The following is a 25,002-nucleotide window of genomic DNA, read 5'->3' on the forward strand; positions in this document are numbered from 1 at the left end:
GAGTTATACCAGAAGTTAACTTTGATGCGTAGTATTCGTTTAAACCTCAGTCGATTCCAGCAGTCGGCCGATGCTCTCCCGGCCGAGCAGACGCCCCACCGGCAGGTCGATGCCCATGGCGGTCCGGATCCGCTGCCGTAGCCGGACGGCCGTGATGGAGTCGAGGCCCAGCTCGCGCAACGGCCGTCGGCGGTCGATGCGTTCGGGGGTCGTGCCGAGCAGCGCCGCGGCGTGCGTCAGCACGGCCGCCTCGCGGTCGGCGGCCCGCGCGGGCGCGGGTGCGGCCTCGGGCGCTGCTCCGGGCGCCGGTACGGGTACGGCGGCGGGTACGGCGGCCGGCGCAGGCACGGGCCCGGGTCCGGCCTCCGCCGCCATCGGGCCGGTCAGTCGCAGGAGTTGGACCCCGTGCAGCTCCGCCAGCACGTGGTCCCCGTCGTCCGTGTGGAGCACGACGTCCGCGCGGACGACGGAGTCACCGGACGCCGTGCCCTCCGCCACCGGCCGGAGCACGGCCGAGCTCCACACCGGCTTCGCCAGGTCGGTCGCGTCACCGTGCACCGTCACGGCGTCGATGCCGACGGCCAGATAGCTGTGGCTCGTGCCCTCCGGCCCACTGCGGGGCAGCACGGCGAGCAGCGGCTGCAACGGCACCTCCCAGGCCGCGGGGTGCCCGGGGGCCGGCAGGTGCATCCGGGCCACCGCGAGGCCCGTCCGCCGCCAGAGCCGGCGGACGCCGGCGAGTTCGTCGGGGACGTCGTAGCCGTACCCGCGGACCTCGTCGTAGAAGTCCGGACCGGGCAGGTACTCGCCGCACTGCGCCAGCAGCGCGTCCAGGCTCCGGGGCGAGGCGCCGCCCCTGGGCGGAGACGAGGTGACCCGGGCCGTCAGGCAGGTCAGCGCCGGTTCGCCGCCCGCCCCCGGGGTGACGACCTGGACGGTCGCGAGGTGGTCGGCACCCTCGGGGCGCAGCCGGACCCGGAGGGACGCGCCGAGCGCCTGTCTGCGGTCGACCAGCTCCCCGGTCAGGGTGACGTCCTCCAGGCGGTGCTGCCCGCCGAGTTCGGCACGTGCCGCGCTCAGCACGGCGTCGACGTACAGCATCGGCGGTACGACGGCCGTGCCGCGGAACGACACCCCCAACGCCTCGATGTCCAGCGGCCGTTCGTAGGTGAAGCCGGTGGCCGCCGGGAGGGCGGCCGGTTCCCGCAGGTGCTCGTCGTCCCAGGGGTAGCGGGGCAGCGGCACGGGGCGGACCGTGCCCCGGAACCACCGGGTGAAGTCGAGACCGGCGCCCGCGGCGTGCAGGCGCCCGGCCGCGCGGGCGAGTTCGGCGCCCTCGTCCTCCCTGCGGCGCAGCGAGGCGACGGTGAAGGCCGGGGCGCCGAGCGCCTCCAGGGTCTCCTCCACGGCCGAGGTCAGCAGCGGGTGCGGGCTGATCTCCAGGAAGACGCTCTCCTCCTGCTTGGCCAACTGCGCCACGGCACCGGCGAACCGCACCGGGCGCCGCAGGTTGTCCATCCAGTACCGGGCGTCGAGGGCCGCCCCGGGGACGGGCTCGGCGCGCACGGTGGAGTACAGCGGCAGCGAGGTGCCGCGCGGTTCGAGGCCGGTGAGGGCGTCGAGCAGCTCGGGCCGCAGGGCGTCCATGTCGGGGGAGTGGGAGGCCACGCCGACGTTGACGAACCGGGCCAGCCGGCCGCGTTCGGTGAGGCCCTCGGCGAGCCGGGCGAGGCTGTCCGGATCCCCGGCGAGGACGGTGGAGCGCGGCGAGTTCTCGACCGCGACGCAGAGCGCGTCGGGGTACCGGGCGGCGACCAGTTCGGCCTCGTCCGGGGACAGGTCGGTGGCCAGCATCCGTCCCCGGCCGCCGAGTCGGGCCATCAGCCGGCTGCGGCGGCAGATGACGGCGGCGGCGTCGCGCACCGACAGGGCGCCGGTGATCACGGCGGCGGCGGCCTCGCCCATGCTGTGGCCGACGCACGCCGAGGGGCTGACGCCGAGGTCCTGCCAGAGGGCGGCCAGCGAGACCTCCATCGCCCACAGGGCGGGCTGGACGACGTCGATGTCGGTGGGGAACTCCTCCTGCTCGCGGTTCAGCAGGTCGACGACGGACCAGCCCAGTTCGGCCCGGATCGCCGTGTCGCACTCGGCCATCCGGTCGTGGAAGGCGGGGAAGGCCGCCAGCAGGCGGCGCCCCATGCCCGGCCACTGCGCGCCCTGCCCGGGGAGGACGAACACCGTCTGCCGTGGCGGGCCGAAACCGGCCTCGCCGCGTCCGCCGTCGGCGATCTCCTGACCGGCCGCCAGGGCCTCCAGCCGCTCGGCGAGCTGCTCGTGGCTGTCGCCGATCGCCCACATCCGGTACGGGTGGTGGTCGCGGCGCTGCGCGGCCGCGGCGCAGACGTCGCGCAGGGGCTCGCGGTGGCCGGCGCCGCCGGGGCGCAGGTGGCGGGCGTAGGCGGTCGCGAGCCGTTCCAGGGAGCGCTGCGAGCGGGCGCTGATCACCAGCAGCTCGGGTCGCCCGTCCCTCGCGGAGTCCGTCGCGGCGTCCGTGCGGGTGTCCGTCGCGGTGTCCGTCGCGGTGTCGGCACCGGCGGCCTCGGCGGGGTACGGGCGCAGCACGACATGGGCGTTGGTCCCCGACAGGCCGAAGGAGCTGACCCCGAGGTAGGTGTCCTCGCCGTCCCCGAGGGGTTCGTTCTCGGTGACCAGGCGGACCGGGGAGTCCGGGGCGGCGATCAGCGGGTGCGGACTGTTCAGGTGGAGCGAGGCGGGGATGACGCCGTGGTGGGCGATCAGGACGGTCTTGATCAGCCCGGCCATGCCGGCGGCCGCCTCGGCGTGGCCGATGTTGGACTTCACCGAGCCGGTCCGCAGTGGCCGCCCCGGGGTGCGGTCCGGGCCGGCCGCGGCCGTCAGCGCGGACAGTTCCACCGTGTCGCCGACGGCGGTGCCGGTGCCGTGCGCCTCCACGTAGCCGAGGTCGGCCGGGGATATCCCGGCGCTGCGGCAGGCCTCGCGGACCATCTCGACCTGGCCCGGGACGGAGGGCTTGACCAGCAGCCCGCTGCTGCGCCCGTCGTTGTTGACCGCGCTGCCGGCCAGCACCGCGAGGACCGGGTCGCCGTCGCGCCGGGCGTCCGCGAGGCGCTTGAGCAGCACCACGCCGACGCCGTCACTGCGCACGAACCCGTCGGCGTCGGCGTCGCCGAACGCGCACTGGCCCTCCGGCGAGAGCATGCCCGCCTGGGAGTAGGCGACGGCGTCCCGGGGGGAGAGGACGACGTTGGCGCCGCCGACGACGGCGAGGTCGCTCTCCCCGGTGAGCAGGCTCTGCCGGGCCATGTGCACCGCGACCAGGGAGGAGGAGCAGGCGGTGTCCAGCACGATGCTGGGGCCGCGCAGGTCCAGCGCGTACGAGATGCGCCCAGAGGCCATCGAGCGCAGCTGGCTGCCGACGGTGCGCCAGATGTCCTGGTCGGTCAGCGACCGGTACTCGTCCCCGTACTCGGCGGTCGCCTGGCCGACGAAGACGCCGGTCCGGCTGCCGGCCAGGGCGGAGGGGCGGATGCCGGCGTCCTCCAGTGCCTCCCAGACGACCTGGAGCAGGACGCGGTGCTGGGGGTCGATGGCGCGGGCCTCGGCGGGTGAGATGCCGAAGAAGCCGGGGTCGAAGGCGAAGGGGTCGTCGATGAACCCGCCCTTCGCCGACACCGACTTGCCCGGGGTGGCCGGGTCGGGGGAGTGGTGGGCGGCCGCGTCGTACCGGTCGCCGGGAATCGCCGTGACGCTGTCGGCATTGCCGATCAGGTGCTCCCAGAACTCGTCGGCGTTCGAGGAGCCGGGGAACCTGCATCCCAGGCCGATGACGGCGATCGAGCGGTCGGACGCTACTTCGGGCTGATCCATGGGGCGTACCTGCCTTCATGTACGAGCGAAGCATCGGTGCTACAGAAGTGATAGTCGTTCAATCATTGATGCAAGGTCAAGATTGAACCCGCGCCGCCTACTTGCATCGCTGGCCACCGAATGTGCCCCTCACCTGCGCCGCTCCGCCGTCGGGCGGTCGAGCGGCGCCTCCGGGTGTGGCCCAGATCGCTCCCGTACTTGGCTCTCAGTTAAAAGTGATACTTGCATCCAACCTCGACTCATGGTCCCATCTTGTCCGGTAGTCGACCAATCCTGAGGAGGCACCTGACATGCCGAGTGCGGGGATACGGATCAGCGGCGGCGACGCCGACGTGGCGTACAGCATCGAAGGCAGCGGCCCGGCTCTGGTCCTGGTGCACGGCACCGGAACCCGCGGCGCCGCCTGGGCCCAGCAAGTCGAGGAGCTGAAAGGGAGGTTCACCGTCGTCACCCCGGACCTGTCCGGTTCCGGTGACACGGTCGACCACGGCGGTCCGCTGACCCTGGGCGACCTGGTCGCGGAGGTGCTGGCGGTGGCCGACCACGCCGGCCTGGACGCCTTCCACCTCGCCGGCCACTCCCTCGGCGGCGTGGTGGCGCTGCGCCTCGCGGCCGAGCACCCCGAGCGGGTGCGCTCGGTCGTCTCGCACGCCGGCTGGGCCTACACCGACGAGCGGATGACGGCCGACTTCCGCTACTCGCTCGACCTGCTGCGCACCGATGCGGAGCTGGGCACCGCGCTCGTTCCGCAGATGTTCCCGCTGGCCACCCTCGGCCCCCGCTACTGGGAGGCGACCAACGAGGCGGAGCACGGGAAGCTCGTCCGGCAGATCGCCGACAACTTCCAGCCCGGCACCGCGCGGCAGTTCGAGGTCGGCCTCACCGTCGACCTGCGTCCGCTGCTCGGCCGCATCACCGCGCCGGCGCTGGTGTTCGCCAGCGCGCACGACCGCGTCTGCGGGGCCAACCAGCAGCAGCTGCTGCGCGAGGGCATACCCGGTGCCGCCTACGCGGAGATCGACACGGGCCACAACGCGCTGGCGGAGGACCCCGAGGGGTTCGCCGCGGTGCTCGGCCCGTTCCTCGCGCAGCACACCGGCACCTGAGAACCACACCCGCTGGTCCCGGCCCGCAGGGCCGCCGCAACACACCGAAAGTTGGAGGAAGTTCATGTCCGTTTGGCTGATCACCGGCAGTTCCCGTGGCCTCGGCCTGCACATCGCCCGGGAGGCGCTGGCCAGCGGTCACCAGGTCGTCGCGACGGCGCGCGACACGGAGGTCGTGCGGGCGGCGCTCGGCGACGCCGGCGGCGAGGTGCTGTACCTGCCGCTCGACGTGACCGACGAGCAGCAGGCCCAGGAGGTCGCGCGGGCCGCGTACGAGCGCTTCGGCCGGATCGACGTCCTGGTGAACAACGCCGGCCGCGGCCTGCTCGGCGCCGTCGAGGAGGCCTCGGACGCCGAGGCGCGCGCGGTCTACGACATCAACGTCTTCGGCCTGCTCGCCGTCACCCGGGCGGTACTGCCGTACATGCGCCGGGAGCGGTCCGGCCGGATCCTCAACATCAGCTCCGTCGGCGGGTTCACGGCCGGCTCGGGCTGGGGCATCTACAACAGCACCAAGTTCGCCGTCGAGGGCCTCAGCGAGGCCCTGCGGGCCGACCTCGCCCCGCTCGGCATCCACGTCACGATCATCGAGCCCGGGGTCTTCCGCACCGACTTCCTGGACGGCTCCTCGCTGCACAGCACCACCCCGATCGACGACTACGCGCAGACCGTGGGCAAGACCCGCGAGTGGGCGGTGGACAACAACCACCAGCAGCCCGGCGACCCGGTCAAGGCCGCCCGCGCGATCGTCACCGTGGCCGCGTCGGACGCGCCCCCGGTGCGCCTGCCGCTCGGCGCGGACTGCGTCGCCCGGGTCGAGAGCAAGCTCGAGACCGTCGCCAAGGAGCTCGACACCTGGCGGGAGCTCGCGCTGGACACCGCCATCTGACCGACCGTCCCCGGAGAAGGAGGACCCCGATGAGCTCGGCGAGTTCGGCGGGGCGGGTGGACCCTCGGGTCTGGCTGCTCGCGCTGGGAACGTTCGCAACCGGTACCGACCTGTTCATCGTCGCCGGCCTGCTGCCGGCGGTGGGACGGGACCTGCACCTCTCGACGGCGCTCGCGGGACAGACGTCCACCGCGTTCGCCGCCACCTACGCGGTGGGAGCGCCGATCCTGGCCGGGCTCACCGCCAAGTTCCGGCGCAAGCCGCTGCTCATCGGGGTCATGCTCGTCTTCGGCCTCGGCAACCTCCTGTCGGCCGTCTCGGCGAACTTCACCGTGCTGCTGATCAGCCGGGTGATCACCGGCGCGGGCGCCGCCCTGTACTCGGCCAACGCCTCCGCGGTGGCCGCCCGGATCAGCCCGCCCGAGGTGCGCGGCCGGGCACTGGCCATCGTCTACGCGGGCATGACCAGCGCCATCGCCTTCGGGGTGCCGATCGGCAACTGGATCGGCGAACTCTCGTCCTGGCGTTGGGCGTTCGGCCTGGTCGCGGTGCTCGCGGCGGTGACGGTGGCCGGCATCCAGTTCTTCCTGCCGGACGTGCCCACCGGCCCCGGCGCCACGGTGCGGGAGCGGATGGCCGCGATCCGGATCCCGCAGGCCCCCACGCACCTGCTGGTGACGGCGCTGTGGACCGCGGGCACGTTCACCGTCTACACCTACCTCGGCTCCATCCTGGAGCAGGTCACCGGGCTGTCCGCCGGTCAGCAGTCGTGGGTCCTGCTGCTCTTCGGCGTCGGCAGCTTCGGCGGGGTCTTCGTCGGAGGCCGGCTGGCCGACCGCTTCGGCTCGGTCGTCGGCCTCTCGATCACCATCACCGCGCTGGGCCTCTGGCTGGTGGTGCTCACCCCGACCCTCCAGTGGCCGTTGGTCGCGGCACTCGCCGTCGGCGTGTGGGGCCTGGTGCACTGGCCCAGCTTCCCGCTGCTGCTGCACCGGGCCCTGGGCATCGGCGGGGACCGCGGCGACATGCTGCTGGCGCTGAACAACAGCGCCGTCTACGTGGGCCAGATGACCGCCGCCGCGGTCGGCGGACTGCTCGCCGACGCCGACATGCTCCGGTGGAACCCGCTGGCCGGCGCCGGCTTCGAGCTGCTGGCCGGCCTCGCCCTGGTCGTCAGCGTGGGAGCGCTGCGCCGCAACCGCAAGCGCCCGCAGCCGGTGGCCGCGCCCACGGGCGCGGAGGAGTCCAGCCCCGCGCTGCAGGGCTGAACCGCGCCACCCGGCACCGTCCACTGCCGTTCCACCGGCGACCGCCGTACCGCCGTCCACCGCCGTACCGCCGTCCACCGCCGTACCAGCGGCGGCCGAGCACCAACGAAGGAAGCGCGTCCCGAACGAAGGAACCCCCTCCCGCAGGAAGGACACAGCATGTCTTCTCACCAGGAGATGGACGTCGAGACGGGTCCCCGCCTCGCCCCGGAGGTCCGCGCCCTCGCGGACGGACCGAACTTCGCCGCCCTGACCACCCTGATGCGGGACGGAACCCCGCAGACCCAGATCGTCTGGGTCTCCACCCGGGGTGAGTACCTCGCCCTCAACAGCGAGGTGGGGCGGCAGAAGGTGCGCAACCTGCGCCGCGACCCGCGGGCCACCGTCACCATCTGGCAGCAGGACGACCCGCTGAACTTCGCCGAGATCCGCGGCCGGGTGGTCGAGGAGGTCCTCGGCACCGAGGCCCGCGACCACATCGACGAGCTGTCCCGCAAGTACCTGGGCGGCCCCTTCGCCGACGAGTTCATCAGCTCGGACCGCGTGCTGCTCCTCATCGCTCCCGACCGCCAGCTCGTCCGCGACCACGCGCGCTGGGTGGCCGGTCTGCCCCAACAACAGCACCAGTGACCCGTATCCGTCCCTTCATGCGTGAGGAGTCACAGTGAAACGCCGCATCCTGATCATCGGAGGGGGCATCGGCGGTCTCGCCGCCGGAGCCGCACTCGGACAGCAGGGCATCGACACCACCGTCGTCGAGATCCAGTCGGAGAACCTCGTCGCCGGCGTCGGCATCAACATCCCGGGCAACGCGCTGCGGGCCCTGAGGCAGCTGGGCCTGCTCGACGAGGTCCTCGGCCACGGCTTCACCTTCGACCGGGTCGACTTCCACGACTCCGCCTCCCGGCTGCTGCTCGCGCTGCGGTCGAAGCTCGGGGTCGACGGCGTGCCCGCCAACTGCGCGATCCAGCGCAAGGACCTGGCCCGGATCCTGGAGAAGGCCTGCGTCGACGTGGGCACCACGATCCGCTACGGCACCTCGGTGGAGAAGATGCGCACCACCGCCGACGGCGGGGTCGAGACCGTCCTCACCGACGGCAGCACCGAGCACTACGACCTGGTGGTCGCGTTCGACGGGATCCGCTCCTCGTTCCGCAAGGCGGCCCTCGGCATCGAGCCCCGGTTCACCGGCTACTCGGTGTGGCGGGTGGCCCTCGAACGGCACCCCGACGTCACCCGGAACATGTACTTCCAGGGCATGGGCACCAAGGCGGGGCTCTTCCCGCTCAACACGGATGTCATGTACCTGTTGCACGTGACGCCGGAGCCGGGCAACCCGCGCCACGCGCGGGAGGACTTCCACGGCCACCTCACCCAGCGGCTGGCCGGCTACACCGGCCTGATCGGCGACCTGCGCGACCGCATCAAGCCCGACGACGACATCGTCTACGCGCCGATCGAGGAGGTGCTCCTCCCGCTGCCCTGGTACCAGGACGGGCTGCTGCTGCTCGGCGACGCCGCCCACGCCATGGCGCCGCACCGCACCCAGGGCGCGGCCATGGCCATTGAGGACGCCGCCGTGCTCGGCGAGACGCTCGGCCGCGACGGCGACCTCCGGGAGCTGCTGGCCGAGTTCCAGGACCGCCGCTTCGTCCGCGCCAAGATCGCCCAGGACGCCTCCCGCAACATCCTCCTGGCCGAGATGAACACCACCGACCAGGCGTCCCTGGACCGGCAGCTCGACTTCATCCGGAACGGCCTGGAAGCGGTCGCCCACCAGGTGGACGACGCGCTCAACCAGCCGATCTGATGCCGCACCGCTCCGAAGGGACGAACGCGTGACCAGCACCCCCGCCCACCTGTCCGACCCGCACCGCCCACCCCTCGGGGCGGCCGACTTCGACGCCCACGTCCGCGCCCTGATGGCCTGGCACTTCGACGAGGCCACCGGCTCGCCGTTCTGGCTCGCCCGCCGCGCGGACCTGGGCTTCGACCCGCGCACCGACGTCACCGGCGCGGCCGACCTGCTGCGCTTCCCCGACGTCAGCCGCGAACTGCGCACCGTCCCGGCGGCCGACCTGATACCCCGGGGCGCCGCACCCGGCCAGGTCTTCCGGGTCTACGAGTCCGGCGGCACCACCGGCGCCCCCAAGCGGATCGTCGACGGCAACTACCGCTCCCGGATGGGCGCCTGGACCAGGCAGCGGCTGACCGACCACGGCGTCCCCGAGACCGGCGACTGGCTGCACCTGGGGCCCACCGGCCCGCACGTGGTGGCCTTCGACACCTCCCGCTACGCCGAGCCCGCCGGCGGCCTGTGCTACACCGTCGACCTCGACCCGCGCTGGGTCAAGCGCCTGCTCGGCTCCGGCCGGCAGCAGGAGGCCGACGACTACATCGACCACCTCCTCGACCAGGCCCGCGAGGTCCTGCTGAGCCAGCCGGTGCGGGTGCTGAGCACCACGCCGCCGCTGATCGAGGCCATCTGCGCCCGGCCGGAGCTGCACGAACTGGTCGCCTCCCGGGTCGGGGCGATCATCTGGGCCGGCACCTCGTTCAGCCCGGAGAGCCTGCGCGTGGTCCGGGAGGACTTCTTCCCCGACGCCCGCCTGGTGGGGATCTACGGGAACAGCCTGATGGGCGTGGCCCCGCAGCGGGTCCGGACGCCCGAGGACGTGCACGCCTGCGTCTTCGAGCCGTTCGCCGAGACCACCCGCCTGGACCTGGTGGACGAGGACGGCGAGCAGGTCGGCTACGGCGAGCGCGGCCGGGTCAGACTGCACCTGGTCAGCGAGGAGATGTTCCTGCCCAACGTGCTGGAACGGGACACCGCCGTGCGGGTCCGGCCGGCCTCGGACGGCGGCGTCGACGGCCTCGCGGAGGTGACCAGCGTGGCGACCTTCGAGGACGCCGACGTCGTCGAGGGGGTGTACTGAGTGCTCGTCATCGACCCCCTGGTCGCCGGGGAGAGCCGGCCGAGCGCCGACCGCACCGTGCTGACCGACGTGCACGGCGAACCGCTCGCGGACATCGGCCTCGCCCCCAGGCTGGCCGCCCAGGCCGCCGTCAACCGGCTGCGCCGCGACGCCGACGGCCTGCCCCCCGAGCCGGCGGTGTTCCGCACCGCCGCGCGCCTGTTCGCCACCGCCGAACTGGACGGCGAGAGCGCCGACGACTACGTGCGGCACACCGTGCGCGGCACCGGCCTCGCCTCCACCACCGTCCGGCGCGGCCTGGCGGACATGGCCGCCGAGATCGACGAGCTGCCCGCCACCACCGCGGCGGAGCTGCCCGCCGCCCGGCTGACACCGACCCACCGCGTCCACCGGGCGCCGGCGGGCCGGCTCTTCACCGCCGTGATGGCCAGCAACCACCCGCTGCCGCACGCCACCTGGGTGCAGCCGCTGCACCACGGCTACAGCGTCGTGGTCCGGCCCGGCAGCCGCGATCCGTTCACCCCGCGCCGACTGGCCGCCGCCCTGCTGGCGGCCGGGCTGCCACCGGAGAAGCTGGCCCTGCTGCCGAGCCCGCACGCCGTCGGCTCGTTCCTGCTGAACGCCGCCGACCGCGGCATCATCTACGGCAACGAGCAGGCGGTGAGCGACTGGAGCGACCGCGCCCGGGTCGCCACCCGCGGCCCGGGGCGCTCCCGGGCCCTGCTCGACGTGCCGCTGACCGACGCCCTGCTGGACCACCTGGCCACCAGCGCGGCCTTCGACGGCGGCACCCGCTGCACCAACCTCTCGGCGGTCCTGACCAGCAACGACGTCCACGACACCGCGGCCGCCCTGGCCGGGCGACTGGCCCACCTGCCGGTGCTGCCCGCCGCCGACCCGGAGAGCGTGCTCCTCGTCGTCGGGCGCGAGCGCGCCGACGGGCTGCGCCGGCAGATGGCCAAGCTGGCCACCGAACTCACCGACCACAGCAGCCCGTTGTACGGCGAGGACTTCCTCGTCGACCTCGGCGACGGCTCCTTCCTGCCGCGCCCCGTGGTCCTCGCCGCCGACCGCGCGGACCACCCGGCCGTCGGCACCGAGCTGGCCTTCCCGTTCGTCGTGGTCGCCCCCTGGAGCCCGGCCGACGGCATCGCCCCGCTGCGGCCCTCGCTGGTGCTCAACCTGCTGACCGAGAACGCCGCGATCACCGGACAGGCACTGCTCGACCCGTCCGTCCGGAAGATCACCGACGGCGCCGTCCTCCCCTGGGAGCTGGTGCCGGGCATGCCGCACGACGGCAACTACACCGAGTTCCTGCTGGACGCCAAGGGCGTAGTCACACCGGCCGGGTGACCCGGCCGCCGTCCCCCACCTCACCGTCGGGAGTCTTCACCATGTCCAGTCCGACCGGGACACCCGTGCCCGCGTCCGCGCGCTTCTCACGGTTGCCGTCACTGACCGGCATGCGGTTCTTCGCCGCGTTCATGGTCTTCCTCTTCCACTCGACCCTGCCGCCGTACACGCCCTTCACCGGCGGTACCGCCACGTCCGTCACGCACGCCGTCAGCAAGGCGGGCTGGCTGGGCGTCGGGTTCTTCTTCGTCCTCAGCGGTTTCGTGCTGACCTGGTCGGCCCGCCCCGGGGACAAGCCCCGGCAGTTCTGGCGGCGCCGGTTCGTCAAGATCTACCCGAACCACGTGGTGACCTTCTTCGTCGCGCTGGCGCTGTTCGCCTACCTGAAGGCCACCTGGACGGCGGGGATCTCCAACCTCTTCCTGCTGCACACCTGGATCCCGGACGCCAAGGTCTTCCAGAGCATCAACCCGCCCGCGTGGTCGCTCTCCGTCGAGGCCGTCTTCTACCTGTGCTTCCCGCTGCTGCACCGGGCGATCCAGCGGATCCGGCCGGAGCGGCTGTGGCTCTGGGTGGGCATCCTGGCCGCTGCCGTGGTCGCCGTCCCCGCCATCGCCTACGCGGCCCTGCCCGACTCTCCCGCCATGCCGTTGAAGTTCCAGGCCTCCGTGTGGCAGTACTGGTTCGTGTGGCAGCTGCCGCCGTTCCGGATCCTGGAGTTCGCGGTGGGCATCCTGATGGCCCGGATCGTGATGACCGGCCGCTGGATCAAGTTCCCGGTGGTGCCGGCGCTGGCGCTGGTCGCCGTCGCCTACGTGGTCGAGTTGAAGTGGGTGCCGTGGCTCTACGCGATGAGCGCCGTGACGCTGGTCCCGGTCGCCCTGCTGATCGCCGCGATGGCCAGCACCGACATCGCGGGCCGGCCCTCGTTCCTGCGCAAGCGCGTCTTCGTCTGGCTCGGTGAGGTCTCGTTCGCCTTCTACCTGGTCCACGACATCACCGTGCACGTCTTCGTCGACCGCTTCGGCCTCAGCGCCTCGCACAGCGCGCCGGTCGGGGCCGGGATCCTCGCCCTCGAAGTGCTGATCAGCCTCTTCTTCTCCTGGCTGCTGTACATCGGCGTGGAGCAGCCGCTGATGAAGCGCTTCGCGCGCAGCCGGCCGCCGCTGCCGAGCGCCGCCGCGGGCGGGGTCGGCAGCGCCGAGCCCGACGGCCGGCCGGCCGAAGCGGTGCGGACGCACTGACGCCCGCGCCGCCCCCCTGAACCGGGGTGGTCGCGCCACGCCCCCCGGCGCGGCCACCCCCTCCTTCCCCTCCGCTCCCTTCCTTCCCTCGCAACGGCGCGACCGCAGGACGCTCCCCCCTCCGGCACACCGACCAAGGACAGCCCAGGAGACCGATGATGAGCCCCCTCCAGCCGACCGCCGAACTGAGCGCCAGCACCCGGATGCTGCTGGCCTGCGACGGCTCCACCACCCTGCTCCTGCAAGCCCTCACCGGCCACGACCTGTCGATCCGGGTCGACGCCCAGGGCGACACCCCGGCGGGCCGCCTCCCGGACGGCATCCGCGCCGCGCTCGGACTCGCGGACACCTCCGTCGTCCTGGAGCGCCGTTCCTGCCTGGTCACCCCCTCGCAGGAGGTGGTCAGCATCAACCGGGTGGTGTTCGACGGGGCCGCCCGCAGCCGGATGGGCGTGCCCGACGCGCTCACCCCGATCGGCCTCCAGCTCCGCGACCAGCAGGTGCACCAGCACCGCGAGCAGCTGTCCACCGGACTCATGCGCTGGCGGGACAGCCTCACCGAGCAGTGGGTGGACTCCGCCTTCAAGGAGTACGTCATCCACTACGCCGCCGGCGGACGGGCCTACGTCCACGAGCAGTTCAACCCGCACATGGTCCAGCTCACGAGCGACTAGGAACCGTCACCGCCTGATCGCCCTTCACCCCAGCGAAGGAACTGTCATGCCCCAGGCTCTCGCGACCGCCGAACAGGCGGCCCGCACTCCGCACTCGCACGCCGGAGACCAGACCGGCTGGCGCTTCTACCGGGCGGCCCAGCAGCCCTCCTGGGCCGATCCGGCCCGGCGCGACGAGGTCTGCGCCGACCTCTCCGGCCGTCCCGTCCTCACCCGGCTGCCCGACCTGCTCCAGCTGCGCCGCGAACTCGCCGGCGTCGCGGCCGGCGACGCCCACGTGCTCCAGGCCGGCGACTGCGCGGAGGACTTCGCGGAGTGCACGGCCGAGCACGCCGTCCGCAAGGAGCGCGCCCTCGTCCGGCTCGCCGACACCGTCGCGGTCTCGACCGGGGTCCCGGTCGTCCGGATCGGCCGGATCGCGGGCCAGTTCGCCAAGCCCCGGTCCGCGCCCACCGAGGACGTGGACGGCCGCCCGCTGCCGGCCTTCCGGGGCCACATCGTCAACTCCGAGGCCCCGGACGCGGCGGCCCGCAGACACGACCCCGAGCGGATGCTGCGCGCCTACCGGGCCGCCAAGACGGTGGCCGACGCCATCGAGGGGCGGCACGACCGCAGCCCGGCGATCGGCCGGCGCACCTGGATCAGCCACGAAGCCCTGGTGATGGACTACGAGACGGCCCTGGTGCGGTTCGACGAGTCCGCGGGCGGCTGGTTCCTGGGCTCCACCCACCTCCCGTGGATCGGCGAGCGCACCCGGCACAGCGAGGGCGCGCACGTGCGCCTGCTGGCCGACGTGATGAACCCGGTGGCCTGCAAGGTGAGCGGCAAGGCGAAGGTCCAGGACCTGCTCGACGTGGTCGAGCGCCTCGACCCCGAGCGCGAGCCCGGCCGGCTGACGCTGATCTCCCGGTTCGGCAAGGACGACGTGCGCACCCACCTGCCGGCCCTCGCCCAGGCCGTCAAGAACGCCGGCCACCCCGTCGTCTGGCTCTGCGACCCGATGCACGGCAACACGTACAAGGCCTCGAACGGACTCAAGACCCGGCACCTGGACGACGTCTCCGACGAGATCCGGGGCTTCGTCTCCGCCCTGCGCGGCGTCGGGATCCGCCCCGGCGGCCTGCACCTGGAGACCGCCGCCGACGACGTCACCGAGTGCGTGGGCGCGAACGTGCCGGACGAGGCGGCCCTGACGGCGCGCTACACCAGCCTCTGCGACCCCCGGCTCAACCCGGTCCAGGCGTCCCTGGCCGTCGACACCTTCCTGTCGGCCCTGTAGCGAGGAGGACTCCCATCGACTTCGACGGCGGGCACCCGCCCTTCTGCGTACTCCTCGGCCCCGACTACTCGGGCAAGTCCTCGGCACTCGACCGACTCGCCCGGACCGCCCCCCAGTGGCGGTTCCTCTCCGTGGACGACACCCGCCTCGCCCCCGAGCACGAGCTCATCGGCCGCCTGCGCCGCAACGTCGTCAAGGACGTGGCGCCGCACCCGGGCGTCTGGTCCCCGGACTTCTTCGCCACCCTCGTGCAGACCGCCGTCGTCCACCTGCGCGACCAACTGCTGCGCGCCGACGCCGGCACCCCCGTCGTCGTCGACTCCTACTACTACAAGCTGCTGGCGAAGTGCCGCCTCGCCGGGGCGGGGGAGAGCCCCCTGCTCGACTGGTGGCGCACCTTCCCCCGGCCGAGCCGGGTGGTCTACCTCGACGTGCCGCCCGCGACGACCTGGCAGCGCAGCCGTGAGGGGGCCGACCTCAACGTCCTGGAGCACTACGGCCCGCAGCCGGACCGGGCCGGCTTCCGGCGGTACCAGAGCGACCTGGCCAAGATCATGCGGGACGAGATCCAGGACCTGCCGGTGACCGTCATCGAGGAGCTGGACCGCCCGGAGCTCACCGCGGCCGCGATCCGGGAGGTGGTCGCCCATGAGTTCCGCTGAGGCCTGGTCCGACCCCGTCCGCCTGCGGCGCTACCGCGAGCGGGTCCTCGCCGAACGGCAGGCCCTGCGGGCCGCGTTCACCGACCCGGCCGCCCGGCAGCAGCAGGTGCTGACCGACCTGCTGGAGTTCAACGCGGGCACCGAGTACGGGAAGCGGCACGGCTTCGCCCGCATCCGCACCCTGGACGACTACCGCAGGGCCGTCCCGGTGCAGACCTACGCCGACCTCGAACCGTGGATCGAACGGGCCGCGGCCGGCGAGCGGAACGTCCTGACCGCCGACCACCCCGCGGTGTTCTTCACCAGCAGTGGCAGCACCGGCGCCCACAAGAAGATCCCGGTCACCCCCCGCTTCATGCGCACCACCTTCTTCCCCTTCTACTACGCCGCGTGGGCGCCGCTCATCGAGCACTTCCCGGAGGTCCTGGAGTCCCCCGGGGCGGTGCTGAACCTCAAGCACGACCCGATCGCGGCGCCGCCCACCACAGCCTCCGGGCGCCCCCACGTCGGCGCCAGCCAGGTCGACTTCGGCGCCGCCTTCGGGGAGCCGCTGTCCGCGGAGCCCGGCACCGGCGCCCCCTGGGCGACCCTCCCGGTGCCGGTCGCGGCGGACCGGCACGCGGAGAAGATGTACCTGCGGCTGCGCCTGGCGGTCGAGAGCGACGTCCGCTGCGTCATCGGGATCAACCCGGCGATGGTCGCCGCGCTGCCGTACCAGCTGAACCTGTGGTGGCCCCGGATCATCCAGGAGGTCCGGGACGGCACGCTCGGCGGGCTGCCGCACCGCACCCCCGATCCGGCCCGCGCCGCCGAACTGGAGCGCCTCGCCGACCGGCACGGCACCGTGCGCCCGTGCCACGTCTGGCCCCGGATGCGCGCCCTGTTCTGCTGGACCACCGGGGTGGCCTCGCTGTACCTGCCGCGGCTGCGCGAGGAGTACGGCCCCGGCGTGGTGGCCCTGCCCGCCCCCGTGGCCGCCTCCGAGGGCCCGGTGGGCGTCGCCCTGGACCGGCACGGCCGGGCCGGCAGCCTGGTGGCGAACGCCGCGGTGTACGAGTTCGCCGACGCCGACCGGGACCTCGGCCCCGACACCGCCACCCTCCGGCCGCACGAACTGGAGCCGGACCGCGACTACCACGTGGTGTTCAGCCACGTCGGCGGGCTCTACCGCTACGCGGTGGGCGACGTGGTCCGCGTCGTCGACCACCAGGACGGCGTGCCGCGCCTGGAGTACGCCGGCCGGGCGAACCGCTCCGACCACGCCGGCGAGCGGCTGCGCGACGCCCAGGTGATCAGGGCGCTGCACGGCGCGCTGGACGCCACCGGCCTCGAACTGCGCAACGTCGCCTGCCGGGTCACCGGAGCCCCGCGGCGCTCCCCGGGCTACGAGTTCGCCGTCGCCCCGCGCACCCCGTGGAGCCGGGAGGAGTCCGAGCGCTTCACCGCCCTCCTCGACCGGGCCCTCCAGCACCAGTCGGCCGACTACCGCACGGCGCGCGGCCGGGGCGGGCTCCGCGCACCGGCCCTCCTGCCCCTCGACCCCGACGCCTTCCAGCGCGACTGGCAGGCCCGGGTCGAGAGCGGCATCCGGCCCACCCAGGTCAAGGACCGGCTGTTCAGACAGGACCCGCAGGAGTGGGCCCGGCTGACCGGGCAGGGCCCCGAAGGGCACGGCACAGCAGCCCCCTGAGCCGGCCGGAGACGAGCCGCCCCCGGGCGGCGCCCCCACCAACCGGAGGACCGACATGACCACTTCACTGGACGCCGTCGAGCGCACCGCACTCCTCACCGCCGCCCTGCGCGCCGCCGAGAGCAGGCGCCCGGACCGGCTGTACGAGGACCCGCACGCCGCCGCCCTCGCCGGGGACATCGGCCCCGAACTGCTCGCCGAGGTGATCCGCGCGACCTTCCCCCCGGGCCGTGAGCGCACCATCCCGAGCACCCCCGACTACAACGCGATCCGCACCCGGTTCTTCGACGACTACCTCCGGGCGGCGGCCGAGGACCCGGACACCACCCAGATCGTGCTGGCCCCGGCCGGCATGGACTCCCGCGCCTACCGCCTGGACTGGCCCGACCGGGTGCGCTGGTTCGAGGTCGACCGCCCGGCCGTGCTCGCGTACAAGGCCGAGCGGCTCGGGGCGACCGAGCCGCGCACCGACCACCGGAAGGTCGCCGTCGACCTCACCGAGCCCGACTGGGAGGCCCGCCTGGAGGCCGCCGGGTACGACCCCGCCGTCCCCTCCACCTGGCTGCTCGAAGGGCTCCTCTACTACGTCCCGGCACCCGACGCCCACCGCGTCCTGGAGCGGGTGGCCGCGATCTCGGCGCCCGGCAGCCGGATCGCCGCCGACATCGTCAACGCGGCCGCCCTGACCCTGCCCCACATGCGCGGCCTGCTCGACGTGTTCAGCGGCTGGGGCTGCCCCTGGCTGTTCGGCACGGACGAGCCGGAGGAGCTCTTCGACCGGCACGGGTTCGACGTCCGGGCGACCCAGCCCGGCGAGCCGGGCGCCGACTACGGGCGCTGGCCCGATCCGGTGCCCCCGCGCACCGAGCGCGACGTGCGCCGGGTCTTCTTCGTCCACGGGCGGCGGCGCTGACATGCCGACCGCAGTGATCGCCGGCGGAAGCGTCGCCGGACTGGCGAGCGCGCTCGCCCTGTCCGGAATCGGGTACCGCGTGCTGGTCCTGGAGCGCGCCCCGAGACCGCCGCAGTGGTCCACCGCGGATCCCGGCTCCGGGTGGCGGCGCCCGACCGCGCCCCAGGGCCTCCAGTCGCACACCCTCACCTCGCTCGGCGTCCGGGTGCTGCGCGAGCGCGCACCCCGGCTGCTGGCCGACGCCAGGGCCGCGGGCGCGCCCGTCCTCGACCTCACCCGGGCGCTGCCCGCCGACGCCGCCGACAGCGCCACGGAACCCGGCGACGGCGAACTGGTCGCGCTCGGCTGCCGCCGCTCCACCCTGGAGCTGCTGCTGCACCGGACGGTCGGCGACACCCCCGACGTCACCGTCCGGCACGACACCACCGTCGTCGGCGTCGAACTCCACCCCGGGCACCGGGGCGTGGCGGCCGTCCTCACCGGTACGGGCGAGCGGGTGCCCGCCGACATCGTGGTGGACGCGACCGGGCGCCGGGCGCTGTCCCGCCGCTGGCTGCACGACGCCGGCATCCCCGTGACCGCCGACCGCACCAGTGCGTCCGGGCTGGTCGGCCACACCCGCTTCTACCGGCTGCGGGGCCGCGACCTGCCGGGGCCGCTCAACCGCGGCCACGGCGTCGGGGACGTCTACGACCACTACGCGGGCGTGCTGCACCCCGGCGACGACGGCACCTTCTCCATCGCCCTGGGCTCCCTGCCGGGCGACCGCGTCCTCCAGGCCGGACTGCGCACCCGCACCGGGTTCACCGCGGCCGCCCGCGCCACCCCGGGCCTCGCCCCCTGGCTGGCGGACGGCGTCAGCTCCCCGATCTCCCCGGTGCGGGTGATCTCCAGCCCGCCCAACACCCTGCGCGGGGCGGCCGGCCCGCAGCAGTTCCCCGTCCCCGGCCTGTTCCAGGTCGGCGACGCCGCCTGCATCACCAACCCGCTCTTCGGCCGCGGCATGTCGCTCGCCCTCGACCACGCCTTCCGGCTCGCCGACCTGCTGGCCGAGCGGCCCGACGTGGACGCCGCGCAGCGCCTGGCCGTCGCCCGGATGACCCACGAGCTGTTCCTGCCCTGGTACGAGCAGGCCGCGGGCGCCGACCGGCTCCGCAGCGCCCGCTGGCAGGCCGCCGTCGACGGCCGCCCCGCCGCGCCGGTGCCGCCCGGCGAGCTGCCCGGCGGCGCGGAGATCGCCGCCGCGGCCCGCATCGACGGCACGGTCTGGCGGGGGCTCACGCGGATGCTCATGACCCTGTGCACGCCCGCGGAGCTGTTCGCCGACGACAAGTTCCTCGCCCGGGTCCGGCAGGCGGCCCCCGCCGGTCCCGCACCGACCCCGCCGCCCGGCCGGGACGAGCTCCTGCGCCGGGTCACCGCGACCGAAGGGACTCGGACATGACGACGACCCTCTCCGCGGCGGGCCCCCGCCCGCGGCCGGACGCGGTGGACCGCCCCCGGGTGCTCCTCGCGCCCGTCACCATCACCCCGTCCAAGCCGCTCGGCCCGAGCCACCTCAAGGGGCTGCTGTGGACGGACGTGATGTACCGGGCCACCCGCCCGCTCGCGGACGTCGCCTACCGCTACAGCCACACCACCTACCACGCCACCGAACAGACCCTGGGCTTCTGGGAGTTCCTCGACCGCAGCCGGGGCGCCACCGACTACGGCGAGCTCACCGAGGAGCGGATCGGCGAGCTGTACGTCGCCTTCCGGGCGGCCGAGCGGGCCCCCGCGCAGGCCCTGCTCCCGTACGCCGAAGCCGTCGAACGCGGCTGGGTGCACCCGGTGGGCACCCGCGTCCTGGAGCTGTGGTCCGGGCACTACGCGGCCCTCGGCCTGCACGACCCGGGCCTGCTGCGGCACCAGCCGCCCGGCCTGGGCCTGGACGCCGTCCTCGACCGGCTCACCGCGCTCGGCATGTGCCTGGACCAGCGCGAGGTCGGCGGCCCCGTCTACCTGGACCTCACCCGCTTCGGACTGCCGCTGCGCCGACTGGTCACCGCGGACGGGCGGCCGAACTACCTGGCCTGCGCCCTGCGGGAACTCATCCCGCTCGCCCCGGACTTCGACGAGCTGGTGCTCCTCTACGACCACGAACTCGACGCCGACTACCAGCAGTTGGAGCGGGTGCTGAGCGCGCTCGGCCCGCGCGTGCGGCGGGTCTCGGTCGGCCGGGTGCCGATCGAGGGCCGGATCCGCTCGGCCCGGCAGGGCGGCTGGCGGGGGCTGCACGCCGGGACGCTGATCGACGCCGCCCGCGCCGAGCACCACGAGGACGCCGTACGCCTGGGCATGCGGCTGTACTTCATCGCGGTGCTCGGCCCCGGCTGGCAGCAGTCGTTCCGCTCCGACCTGCTGCTGCAGTACGTCCGGCGGGCCGCGCGCCTGCTGGACGAGGCCGGCCCGGCGGCGGACCGGCCGGCGCTGGCCGACCGGCTGGCGCGGCACCGCAAGGACCACGTGTACGTCGACCCCTACCGGCTGACCTCCCACCTCCTCGGCAAGCGCCGCGCCGCGCCCGCCGAGGACCTGCTGAGGGGGGTGTTCCTGTGAGCGCGACGGCCGCCCCCATGACGCAGGACCGCCTGCGCGCCCAGGAGGCGATGCGGATCCGCGCCGCCCGGCCCGACCTCGCCGCCCGGCACGACCTGAGCTCGTACGACGGCCTGACCGCCGCCCGCAGCGACATCACCGCGGAGGGCGACACCGGCAGCTCGGTCGCGGTGGTGCTGAGGGCCTTCGACCTGGCCCGGTGGGTGCGCGACACCTGCATCTTCGCCCTCGGCGTCGACCCCGGACAGGCCGCGGACTGGCGCACCTCCTTCACCCGCACCGTCTTCCTCGCCGGCAACCCGGAGCAGCTGCGCGAGCGGTTCCGCTTCGCGCACACCGCCGCCGACGGCTCCGCGGCCTGGACCGCGCCCGGGCCCGCCGCCCGGACCGCCTCGCTGCGCAGGCTGCTCAAGACCTTCGACGCGCCCGCCAGGCTGCCGGACCGGCCGGACACCCTGGTCGAGATCCCCGGCGGGCCCCACCCGCCGGGCCGCCCGCGGGCCCGCCGCGACCTGTACGTCGCCACCGCGGAGTGCACCATCTCGGAGGCCCTGGTGCACGTCAACCACGTGCTGGCGGAAGCCGTCCTGGACGGCCACATCGCGCCCGGCGACCACCTGGTGGTGCACCAGGTGCCCCGGATCGTCGGGGCCCCCGCGCGCCTGGTCACCGTGCGCGTGACCACCGAGAAGCACCTTCCCGGACGGCTCAAGGCGGCCGCCGGACTGACCGAGGAGGCCCGCGTTGCCTGAGCAGAGCCCGACGCCCGAGCAGACCCCGACCGCCGCGAACTCCCGGACCGTCCGGTTCGGCTACCACGGCTCCACCGAGGTGGTGGACCGCATCGTCCGGCTGGCCGGCCGCGAGCGGGCCGACGTGCGGCTGGTCGAGTACGACATCGCCGATCCGTTCCGTGGCGTCCGGGCCGGCGAACTCGACGTGATGATCGTGAAGTTCGGCATCAACGAGCCCGACCTGGTGACCAGCCGGGTGCTCACCGAGGACGCCCGCGCGGTGGTCGTCGGCTCCGGGCACCCGCTGGCCGGCCGGGCGTCGGTCTCCATCGAGGAGCTCGCCGACTACGACGCCTTCGCCCCGCCCGGCGTCTTCCCCGCGTACGTGTGGGACGACGTCGTACCACCGCGCACGCCCGCCGGGCGCCCGATCCGCCGGGTGCGCCGGGTGCGCACCGTCCCGGAGATGATGCGCACGGTCGCCGCCGGCGACGCCGTGCACATCTCGCTGGTCTCCCTCGCCGACCTCGCGCCGCCCGGCATCGAGGTGGTGCCGATCCACGACCTGCCGCCCGCCCCGGTCACCCTGGCGTGGGTCCGCGGCGCCGAGGCCCACGACCACGTACGGGAGTTCATCACCACGGCCGAGGCGGAGGCCTCCCGGTGACCGTGACCGCCACCCGTACGTCCGGCCCCCGTACGCCCGGCTCCCGTACGCCCGTCGTCCTGCTGCACGCGCTCTCCCTGCACGCCTCGATGTGGGCGGCGCAGGAGGGCGCCCTGCGCGCCCTGGGGCGATCCGTCCTGGCCGTCGACCAGCGCGGTTTCGGATCGGTCCCGCTCGGCGACGCCCCGCCCTCGCTCGACGTGGTCGCCGAGGACCTGGCCCGCACGCTCGACGGGTACGGCCTGGACCGGGTCGTCCTGGTCGGATCGTCCATGGGCGGCTACGCGGCCATGGCGTTCCTGCGCCGCCACCCCGACCGGGTCGCCGGGCTCGCCCTGCTCTCCGCCCGCGCCACCGCCGACGACCCCGAGGCCGCCGCCCAGCGGCTGCGCTTCGCGGAACTGGTCCAGGACCCGGCCCACCGGCCCGTGCTGGTGGAGCGGGTCACCCCGCTGCTGCTCGCCGACTCCACCTGCACCGAGCGCCCCGACCTGCTCGCCCGGGTCCTCGCCGACGCGCACGCCGCCGACCCCGCCGCCCTGGCCTGGGCCCAGCGGGCGATCGCGGCCCGCCCCGACTCCACCGAGGTCCTGCGCGCCGCCCGGATCCCCGCCCTGGTGATCGCCGGCGCCCAGGACGCCCTGGTCGCCCCGGAGGAGTCCCGGTACGTCGCGGACGCGTTGCCGCAGGGGCGCCTGATCACCCTCACCCGCACGGGCCACCTCCAGCCCCTGGAAGCCCCCGACGCGGTCACCGACGCCCTCCGCGGCCTGCTGGCCGAGGTCGATGCCACGGCGGACGCCCGGAGCGGGGCCCGGGCATGCTGACCGAGGACCACGAGGCCTGGGGCCACACCTCCTCGACCGGCCTCGGCTTCACCCACCACACCGTCGTCGACGCCCACTTCCGCGCCTGCGAGCAGCCCTATCTGGAACTGCTCGGCCGGGCCGGGCTGCGCCCCGGACAGCACGTCCTGGACGCGGGCTGCGGCCCCGGCGACTTCCTGCCGCACCTGGCCGCGCTGGTCGGCGCCGAGGGCCGGATCACGGCCGTCGACCTGGCCGAGGAGAACGCCGCGCTCGCCGCCGACCGCGCGGCCGCCTGGCGGCTGCCCTGCCCCACCGAGGTCCGTACGGCGGACCTGCTGGACCTGCCCCACCCGGACGACAGCTTCGACGCCGTCTGGTGCGCCAACACCGTGCAGTACCTGGACGACGACGAACTCGCCCGCGCACTGGCCGAGTTGATCCGGGTGGTCCGCCCCGGCGGCACGGTCGCCGTCAAGGACCTGGACGCCCACCTGATCACCGCCCGGCCCGCCGACCCCTACCTGTTCACCGACTTCTTCCGCGCCGCCGGCACGCGCCCCGGCTACGCCCGGCAACTCCTGCGCAGCCGCGAGCTCCACCGCCACCTGAGGCGCGCCGGGCTCACCGAGGTGCGCCAGCGGACCGTCCTGATCGAGCACCACGCCCCGCTGACCCCCGCCGCCCAGGAGTTCTACAAGGCCGCGTGCGCGCAACTGGCCGGGCAGGCCCTGGCCCTGGGCCTCGACGGCGGGTGGCGGCGGTTCGCCGACCCGGCCGGCCCCGCCCACCCGCTGGACGACCCCGACGGCTACATCAGCGAGGGCAACGTGCTCGCCGTCGGCACCGTGCCCGGCCCTTCCCACTGACCGCGGCACCCGCCGCCCAGGCAACGACGAGGAGCCCGTAGCGCCATGTCAGCGACCACCACCGCCCCCTGCCCGCCGGCACCCGGGCGGGTTCCCGTCCTGGGCCACGTGCCCGCCCTGCTGCGCCGGCCGCTGTCCTTCTTCGAGTCGACCAGGACCGAGGACCCGCTGGTGCGGGTCGGGTTCGGGCCCGTCGGCCTGTACCTGGCCAACGACCCGGCCCTGGTGCACCGCATCCAGGTCGACACCGACGCCTTCGAACGGGGCCGCTTCTTCGACGTCCTGGCCGGGCACTTCGGGAACCCGCCGATCGCCTCCGACGGCGCGGACCACCGGCACCAGCGGCGCACCCTCCAGCCGGCGTTCAGCCGCACCAGCGTGCGCGACCACACCCGGGCCATCGTCGAGGAGGCGCAGCGGCGCTTCGGCGCCTGGCGGCCCGGAGCTCCGGTACGGGCGGACGAGGAGATCTCCGACTTCGTCGCCGCCGTGGTGCTGCGCTCCCTGTTCGGCGCGGACCTCGCCCCGGCCGTGGTGCGCGACATCCGGCACACCCTCAGCCTGATCTCCGGCAAGCTGCTCGCCGGGACCGTCTTCCCCGAGGTCCTGACCACCCTGCCCACCCCCGCCAACCGGCGCTTCGAGGCCGCCATGGGCCGCTTCCACGCCGTCATCGACGCGCTGATCCGGGACCGGCGGGCCAACCCCGGCTCCGTGCCCGACGTGCTCGACATCCTGCTGCGGGCGACCCACCCGGACACCGGCCGCCCCTTCACCGACCACGAGATCCGCGGCGAGGCCCTGATCCTGATCTTCGCCGGCCTGGAGACCACCAGCACCACGCTGACCTGGGCCGTCTTCGAGACGGCCGTCCGGCCCGAGGTGCAGCGGCGGCTGCACGACGAGGCCGTCCGCGTCCTGGCCGGGCAGCCGCTCGGCTACGACCGGGTCAGGGAGCTCTCGTACACCCGGAAGGTCGTGGACGAGACGCTGCGGCTGCACGCGCCGATGCTGTCCACCCGGCGCGCCCGGCACGACGTCGTCCTCGCCGGGACCCTCGTCCCGGCCGGCGCGGAGGTCGGCTACAGCCCGCGCGCCGTGCACCGGAACCCGGCCGTCTACCCGGACCCGCACCGCTTCGACCCGGAGCGCGCCGCGGCCGACCCCGACCAGGCCCCGCCGCCCGGCGCCTACGTCCCCTGGGGCGTCGGAGCGCACCGCTGCATCGGGGAGCACCTCGCCGCGACCACGATGACCGTCGCCCTGGCCACCCTCGCCGCCCGCTGGCAGCTGCGCATCGCGCCGGGCGCCCGGATCCGGATGGCGACGAGCTCCCTGCCGTACCCGCGCAGCCTCCCGCTGGTGGTGCGCCCGCGCGGCGGCGGCGCCGAGTGAAGCCGGAACG

22 protein-coding genes are annotated in these 25,002 nt (G+C 74.2%); 20 read left to right on the plus strand and 2 right to left on the minus strand.

Annotation, left to right across the window (positions count from 1 at the left end):
* Positions 1-39: 39 nt before the first annotated feature.
* Entirely contained in the window at positions 40-3,909 is a 3,870-nt protein-coding gene (locus ACZ58X_RS28720; RefSeq protein WP_470336485.1) for a type I polyketide synthase, read from the minus strand.
* Positions 3,910-4,199: 290 nt separating this feature from the next.
* Between ACZ58X_RS28720 and ACZ58X_RS28725 the strand changes: the two genes are divergently transcribed.
* From ACZ58X_RS28725 to ACZ58X_RS28755, 7 genes are all read left to right on the plus strand, one after another.
* A complete protein-coding gene (locus tag ACZ58X_RS28725) occupies positions 4,200-5,015 on the plus strand; it encodes an alpha/beta fold hydrolase (RefSeq protein WP_470336486.1) in 816 nt (271 codons plus the stop codon).
* Positions 5,016-5,079: 64 nt separating this feature from the next.
* Positions 5,080-5,904 (plus strand): oxidoreductase, encoded by an 825-nt coding sequence (locus ACZ58X_RS28730; protein WP_470336487.1) that lies wholly within the window; start codon positions 5,080-5,082, stop codon positions 5,902-5,904.
* Positions 5,905-5,933: 29 nt separating this feature from the next.
* Complete coding sequence (locus ACZ58X_RS28735) at positions 5,934-7,172, plus strand: MFS transporter (RefSeq protein ID WP_470336488.1); 1,239 nt, start codon at positions 5,934-5,936, stop codon at positions 7,170-7,172.
* A gap of 159 nt (positions 7,173-7,331) precedes the next feature.
* Positions 7,332-7,802, plus strand: a complete 471-nt coding sequence (locus ACZ58X_RS28740; protein ID WP_470336489.1) for a PPOX class F420-dependent oxidoreductase — start codon at positions 7,332-7,334, stop codon at positions 7,800-7,802.
* A gap of 34 nt (positions 7,803-7,836) precedes the next feature.
* Positions 7,837-8,982 carry an FAD-dependent monooxygenase gene (locus ACZ58X_RS28745; RefSeq protein WP_470336490.1) on the plus strand — a complete coding sequence of 382 codons (1,146 nt, stop codon included), beginning with the start codon at positions 7,837-7,839 and terminating at the stop codon, positions 8,980-8,982.
* 28 nt (positions 8,983-9,010) lie between these two features.
* The gene (locus ACZ58X_RS28750; protein WP_470336491.1) at positions 9,011-10,108 is read left to right on the plus strand and encodes an acyl-CoA synthetase family protein; all 1,098 of its coding nucleotides are present in this window, start codon (positions 9,011-9,013) and stop codon (positions 10,106-10,108) included.
* Entirely contained in the window at positions 10,109-11,461 is a 1,353-nt protein-coding gene (locus ACZ58X_RS28755) for an aldehyde dehydrogenase family protein (RefSeq protein WP_470336492.1), read from the plus strand.
* Here ACZ58X_RS28755 and ACZ58X_RS28760 read toward each other — a convergent pair.
* The gene (locus ACZ58X_RS28760; protein ID WP_470336493.1) at positions 11,445-11,573 is read right to left on the minus strand and encodes a hypothetical protein; all 129 of its coding nucleotides are present in this window, start codon (positions 11,571-11,573) and stop codon (positions 11,445-11,447) included. The genes ACZ58X_RS28755 and ACZ58X_RS28760 overlap by 17 nt on opposite strands.
* On the opposite strand from ACZ58X_RS28760, the gene ACZ58X_RS28765 reads away from it, so the two are divergent.
* The 13 genes from ACZ58X_RS28765 to ACZ58X_RS28825 all read left to right on the plus strand — a co-directional run bounded on the left by ACZ58X_RS28765 (position 11,572) and on the right by ACZ58X_RS28825 (position 24,992).
* A complete protein-coding gene (locus ACZ58X_RS28765; RefSeq protein ID WP_470336494.1) occupies positions 11,572-12,705 on the plus strand; it encodes an acyltransferase family protein in 1,134 nt (377 codons plus the stop codon). The genes ACZ58X_RS28760 and ACZ58X_RS28765 overlap by 2 nt on opposite strands.
* Positions 12,706-12,863: 158 nt before the next feature.
* Positions 12,864-13,379 (plus strand): hypothetical protein, encoded by a 516-nt coding sequence (locus tag ACZ58X_RS28770; protein WP_470336495.1) that lies wholly within the window; start codon positions 12,864-12,866, stop codon positions 13,377-13,379.
* A gap of 46 nt (positions 13,380-13,425) precedes the next feature.
* Complete coding sequence (locus tag ACZ58X_RS28775; RefSeq protein WP_470336496.1) at positions 13,426-14,658, plus strand: 3-deoxy-7-phosphoheptulonate synthase; 1,233 nt, start codon at positions 13,426-13,428, stop codon at positions 14,656-14,658.
* Between the two features lie 131 nt (positions 14,659-14,789).
* Complete coding sequence (locus ACZ58X_RS28780; protein WP_470336497.1) at positions 14,790-15,320, plus strand: hypothetical protein; 531 nt, start codon at positions 14,790-14,792, stop codon at positions 15,318-15,320.
* Complete coding sequence (locus tag ACZ58X_RS28785) at positions 15,307-17,010, plus strand: GH3 auxin-responsive promoter family protein (protein WP_470336498.1); 1,704 nt, start codon at positions 15,307-15,309, stop codon at positions 17,008-17,010. Before ACZ58X_RS28780 ends, ACZ58X_RS28785 begins: the two co-directional genes overlap by 14 nt.
* Before the next feature lie 55 nt (positions 17,011-17,065).
* Positions 17,066-17,923 (plus strand): class I SAM-dependent methyltransferase, encoded by an 858-nt coding sequence (locus ACZ58X_RS28790; protein WP_470336499.1) that lies wholly within the window; start codon positions 17,066-17,068, stop codon positions 17,921-17,923.
* A 1-nt stretch (position 17,924) separates the two neighbouring features.
* Complete coding sequence (locus tag ACZ58X_RS28795) at positions 17,925-19,367, plus strand: FAD-dependent oxidoreductase (RefSeq protein ID WP_470336500.1); 1,443 nt, start codon at positions 17,925-17,927, stop codon at positions 19,365-19,367.
* The gene (locus ACZ58X_RS28800; RefSeq protein ID WP_470336501.1) at positions 19,364-20,521 is read left to right on the plus strand and encodes a hypothetical protein; all 1,158 of its coding nucleotides are present in this window, start codon (positions 19,364-19,366) and stop codon (positions 20,519-20,521) included. Before ACZ58X_RS28795 ends, ACZ58X_RS28800 begins: the two co-directional genes overlap by 4 nt.
* Before the next feature lie 17 nt (positions 20,522-20,538).
* Complete coding sequence (locus ACZ58X_RS28805) at positions 20,539-21,273, plus strand: DUF6182 family protein (RefSeq protein ID WP_470336502.1); 735 nt, start codon at positions 20,539-20,541, stop codon at positions 21,271-21,273.
* The gene (locus tag ACZ58X_RS28810; protein WP_470336503.1) at positions 21,266-21,922 is read left to right on the plus strand and encodes a LysR substrate-binding domain-containing protein; all 657 of its coding nucleotides are present in this window, start codon (positions 21,266-21,268) and stop codon (positions 21,920-21,922) included. Before ACZ58X_RS28805 ends, ACZ58X_RS28810 begins: the two co-directional genes overlap by 8 nt.
* Positions 21,919-22,749 (plus strand): alpha/beta fold hydrolase, encoded by an 831-nt coding sequence (locus tag ACZ58X_RS28815; protein ID WP_470336504.1) that lies wholly within the window; start codon positions 21,919-21,921, stop codon positions 22,747-22,749. The genes ACZ58X_RS28810 and ACZ58X_RS28815 overlap by 4 nt, the downstream gene beginning before the upstream one ends.
* Entirely contained in the window at positions 22,743-23,597 is an 855-nt protein-coding gene (locus tag ACZ58X_RS28820) for a methyltransferase domain-containing protein (RefSeq protein ID WP_470336505.1), read from the plus strand. The genes ACZ58X_RS28815 and ACZ58X_RS28820 overlap by 7 nt, the downstream gene beginning before the upstream one ends.
* A gap of 45 nt (positions 23,598-23,642) precedes the next feature.
* A complete protein-coding gene (locus tag ACZ58X_RS28825; RefSeq protein ID WP_470336506.1) occupies positions 23,643-24,992 on the plus strand; it encodes a cytochrome P450 in 1,350 nt (449 codons plus the stop codon).
* Positions 24,993-25,002: the final 10 nt, after the last annotated feature.

This window comes from Kitasatospora sp. NPDC040550, from assembly GCF_055594965.1.

Excerpts from the sequence above, each read along its gene's own strand:
- ACZ58X_RS28735 (WP_470336488.1), top strand. The coding sequence starts at position 5,934 with ATGAGCTCGGCGAGTTCGGCGGGGCGGGTGGACCCTCGGGTCTGGCTG.
- ACZ58X_RS28805 (WP_470336502.1), top strand. The coding sequence starts at position 20,539 with ATGACGCAGGACCGCCTGCGCGCCCAGGAGGCGATGCGGATCCGCGCC.
- ACZ58X_RS28760 (WP_470336493.1), bottom strand. The coding sequence starts at position 11,573 with ATGCCGGTCAGTGACGGCAACCGTGAGAAGCGCGCGGACGCGGGCACG.
- ACZ58X_RS28740 (WP_470336489.1), top strand. The coding sequence starts at position 7,332 with ATGTCTTCTCACCAGGAGATGGACGTCGAGACGGGTCCCCGCCTCGCC.
- ACZ58X_RS28730 (WP_470336487.1), top strand. The coding sequence starts at position 5,080 with ATGTCCGTTTGGCTGATCACCGGCAGTTCCCGTGGCCTCGGCCTGCAC.
- ACZ58X_RS28765 (WP_470336494.1), top strand. The coding sequence starts at position 11,572 with ATGCGGTTCTTCGCCGCGTTCATGGTCTTCCTCTTCCACTCGACCCTG.
- ACZ58X_RS28720 (WP_470336485.1), bottom strand. The coding sequence starts at position 3,909 with ATGGATCAGCCCGAAGTAGCGTCCGACCGCTCGATCGCCGTCATCGGC.
- ACZ58X_RS28790 (WP_470336499.1), top strand. The coding sequence starts at position 17,066 with ATGACCACTTCACTGGACGCCGTCGAGCGCACCGCACTCCTCACCGCC.
- ACZ58X_RS28770 (WP_470336495.1), top strand. The coding sequence starts at position 12,864 with ATGAGCCCCCTCCAGCCGACCGCCGAACTGAGCGCCAGCACCCGGATG.
- ACZ58X_RS28725 (WP_470336486.1), top strand. The coding sequence starts at position 4,200 with ATGCCGAGTGCGGGGATACGGATCAGCGGCGGCGACGCCGACGTGGCG.
- ACZ58X_RS28785 (WP_470336498.1), top strand. The coding sequence starts at position 15,307 with ATGAGTTCCGCTGAGGCCTGGTCCGACCCCGTCCGCCTGCGGCGCTAC.
- ACZ58X_RS28825 (WP_470336506.1), top strand. The coding sequence starts at position 23,643 with ATGTCAGCGACCACCACCGCCCCCTGCCCGCCGGCACCCGGGCGGGTT.
- ACZ58X_RS28800 (WP_470336501.1), top strand. The coding sequence starts at position 19,364 with ATGACGACGACCCTCTCCGCGGCGGGCCCCCGCCCGCGGCCGGACGCG.
- ACZ58X_RS28820 (WP_470336505.1), top strand. The coding sequence starts at position 22,743 with ATGCTGACCGAGGACCACGAGGCCTGGGGCCACACCTCCTCGACCGGC.
- ACZ58X_RS28775 (WP_470336496.1), top strand. The coding sequence starts at position 13,426 with ATGCCCCAGGCTCTCGCGACCGCCGAACAGGCGGCCCGCACTCCGCAC.
- ACZ58X_RS28795 (WP_470336500.1), top strand. The coding sequence starts at position 17,925 with ATGCCGACCGCAGTGATCGCCGGCGGAAGCGTCGCCGGACTGGCGAGC.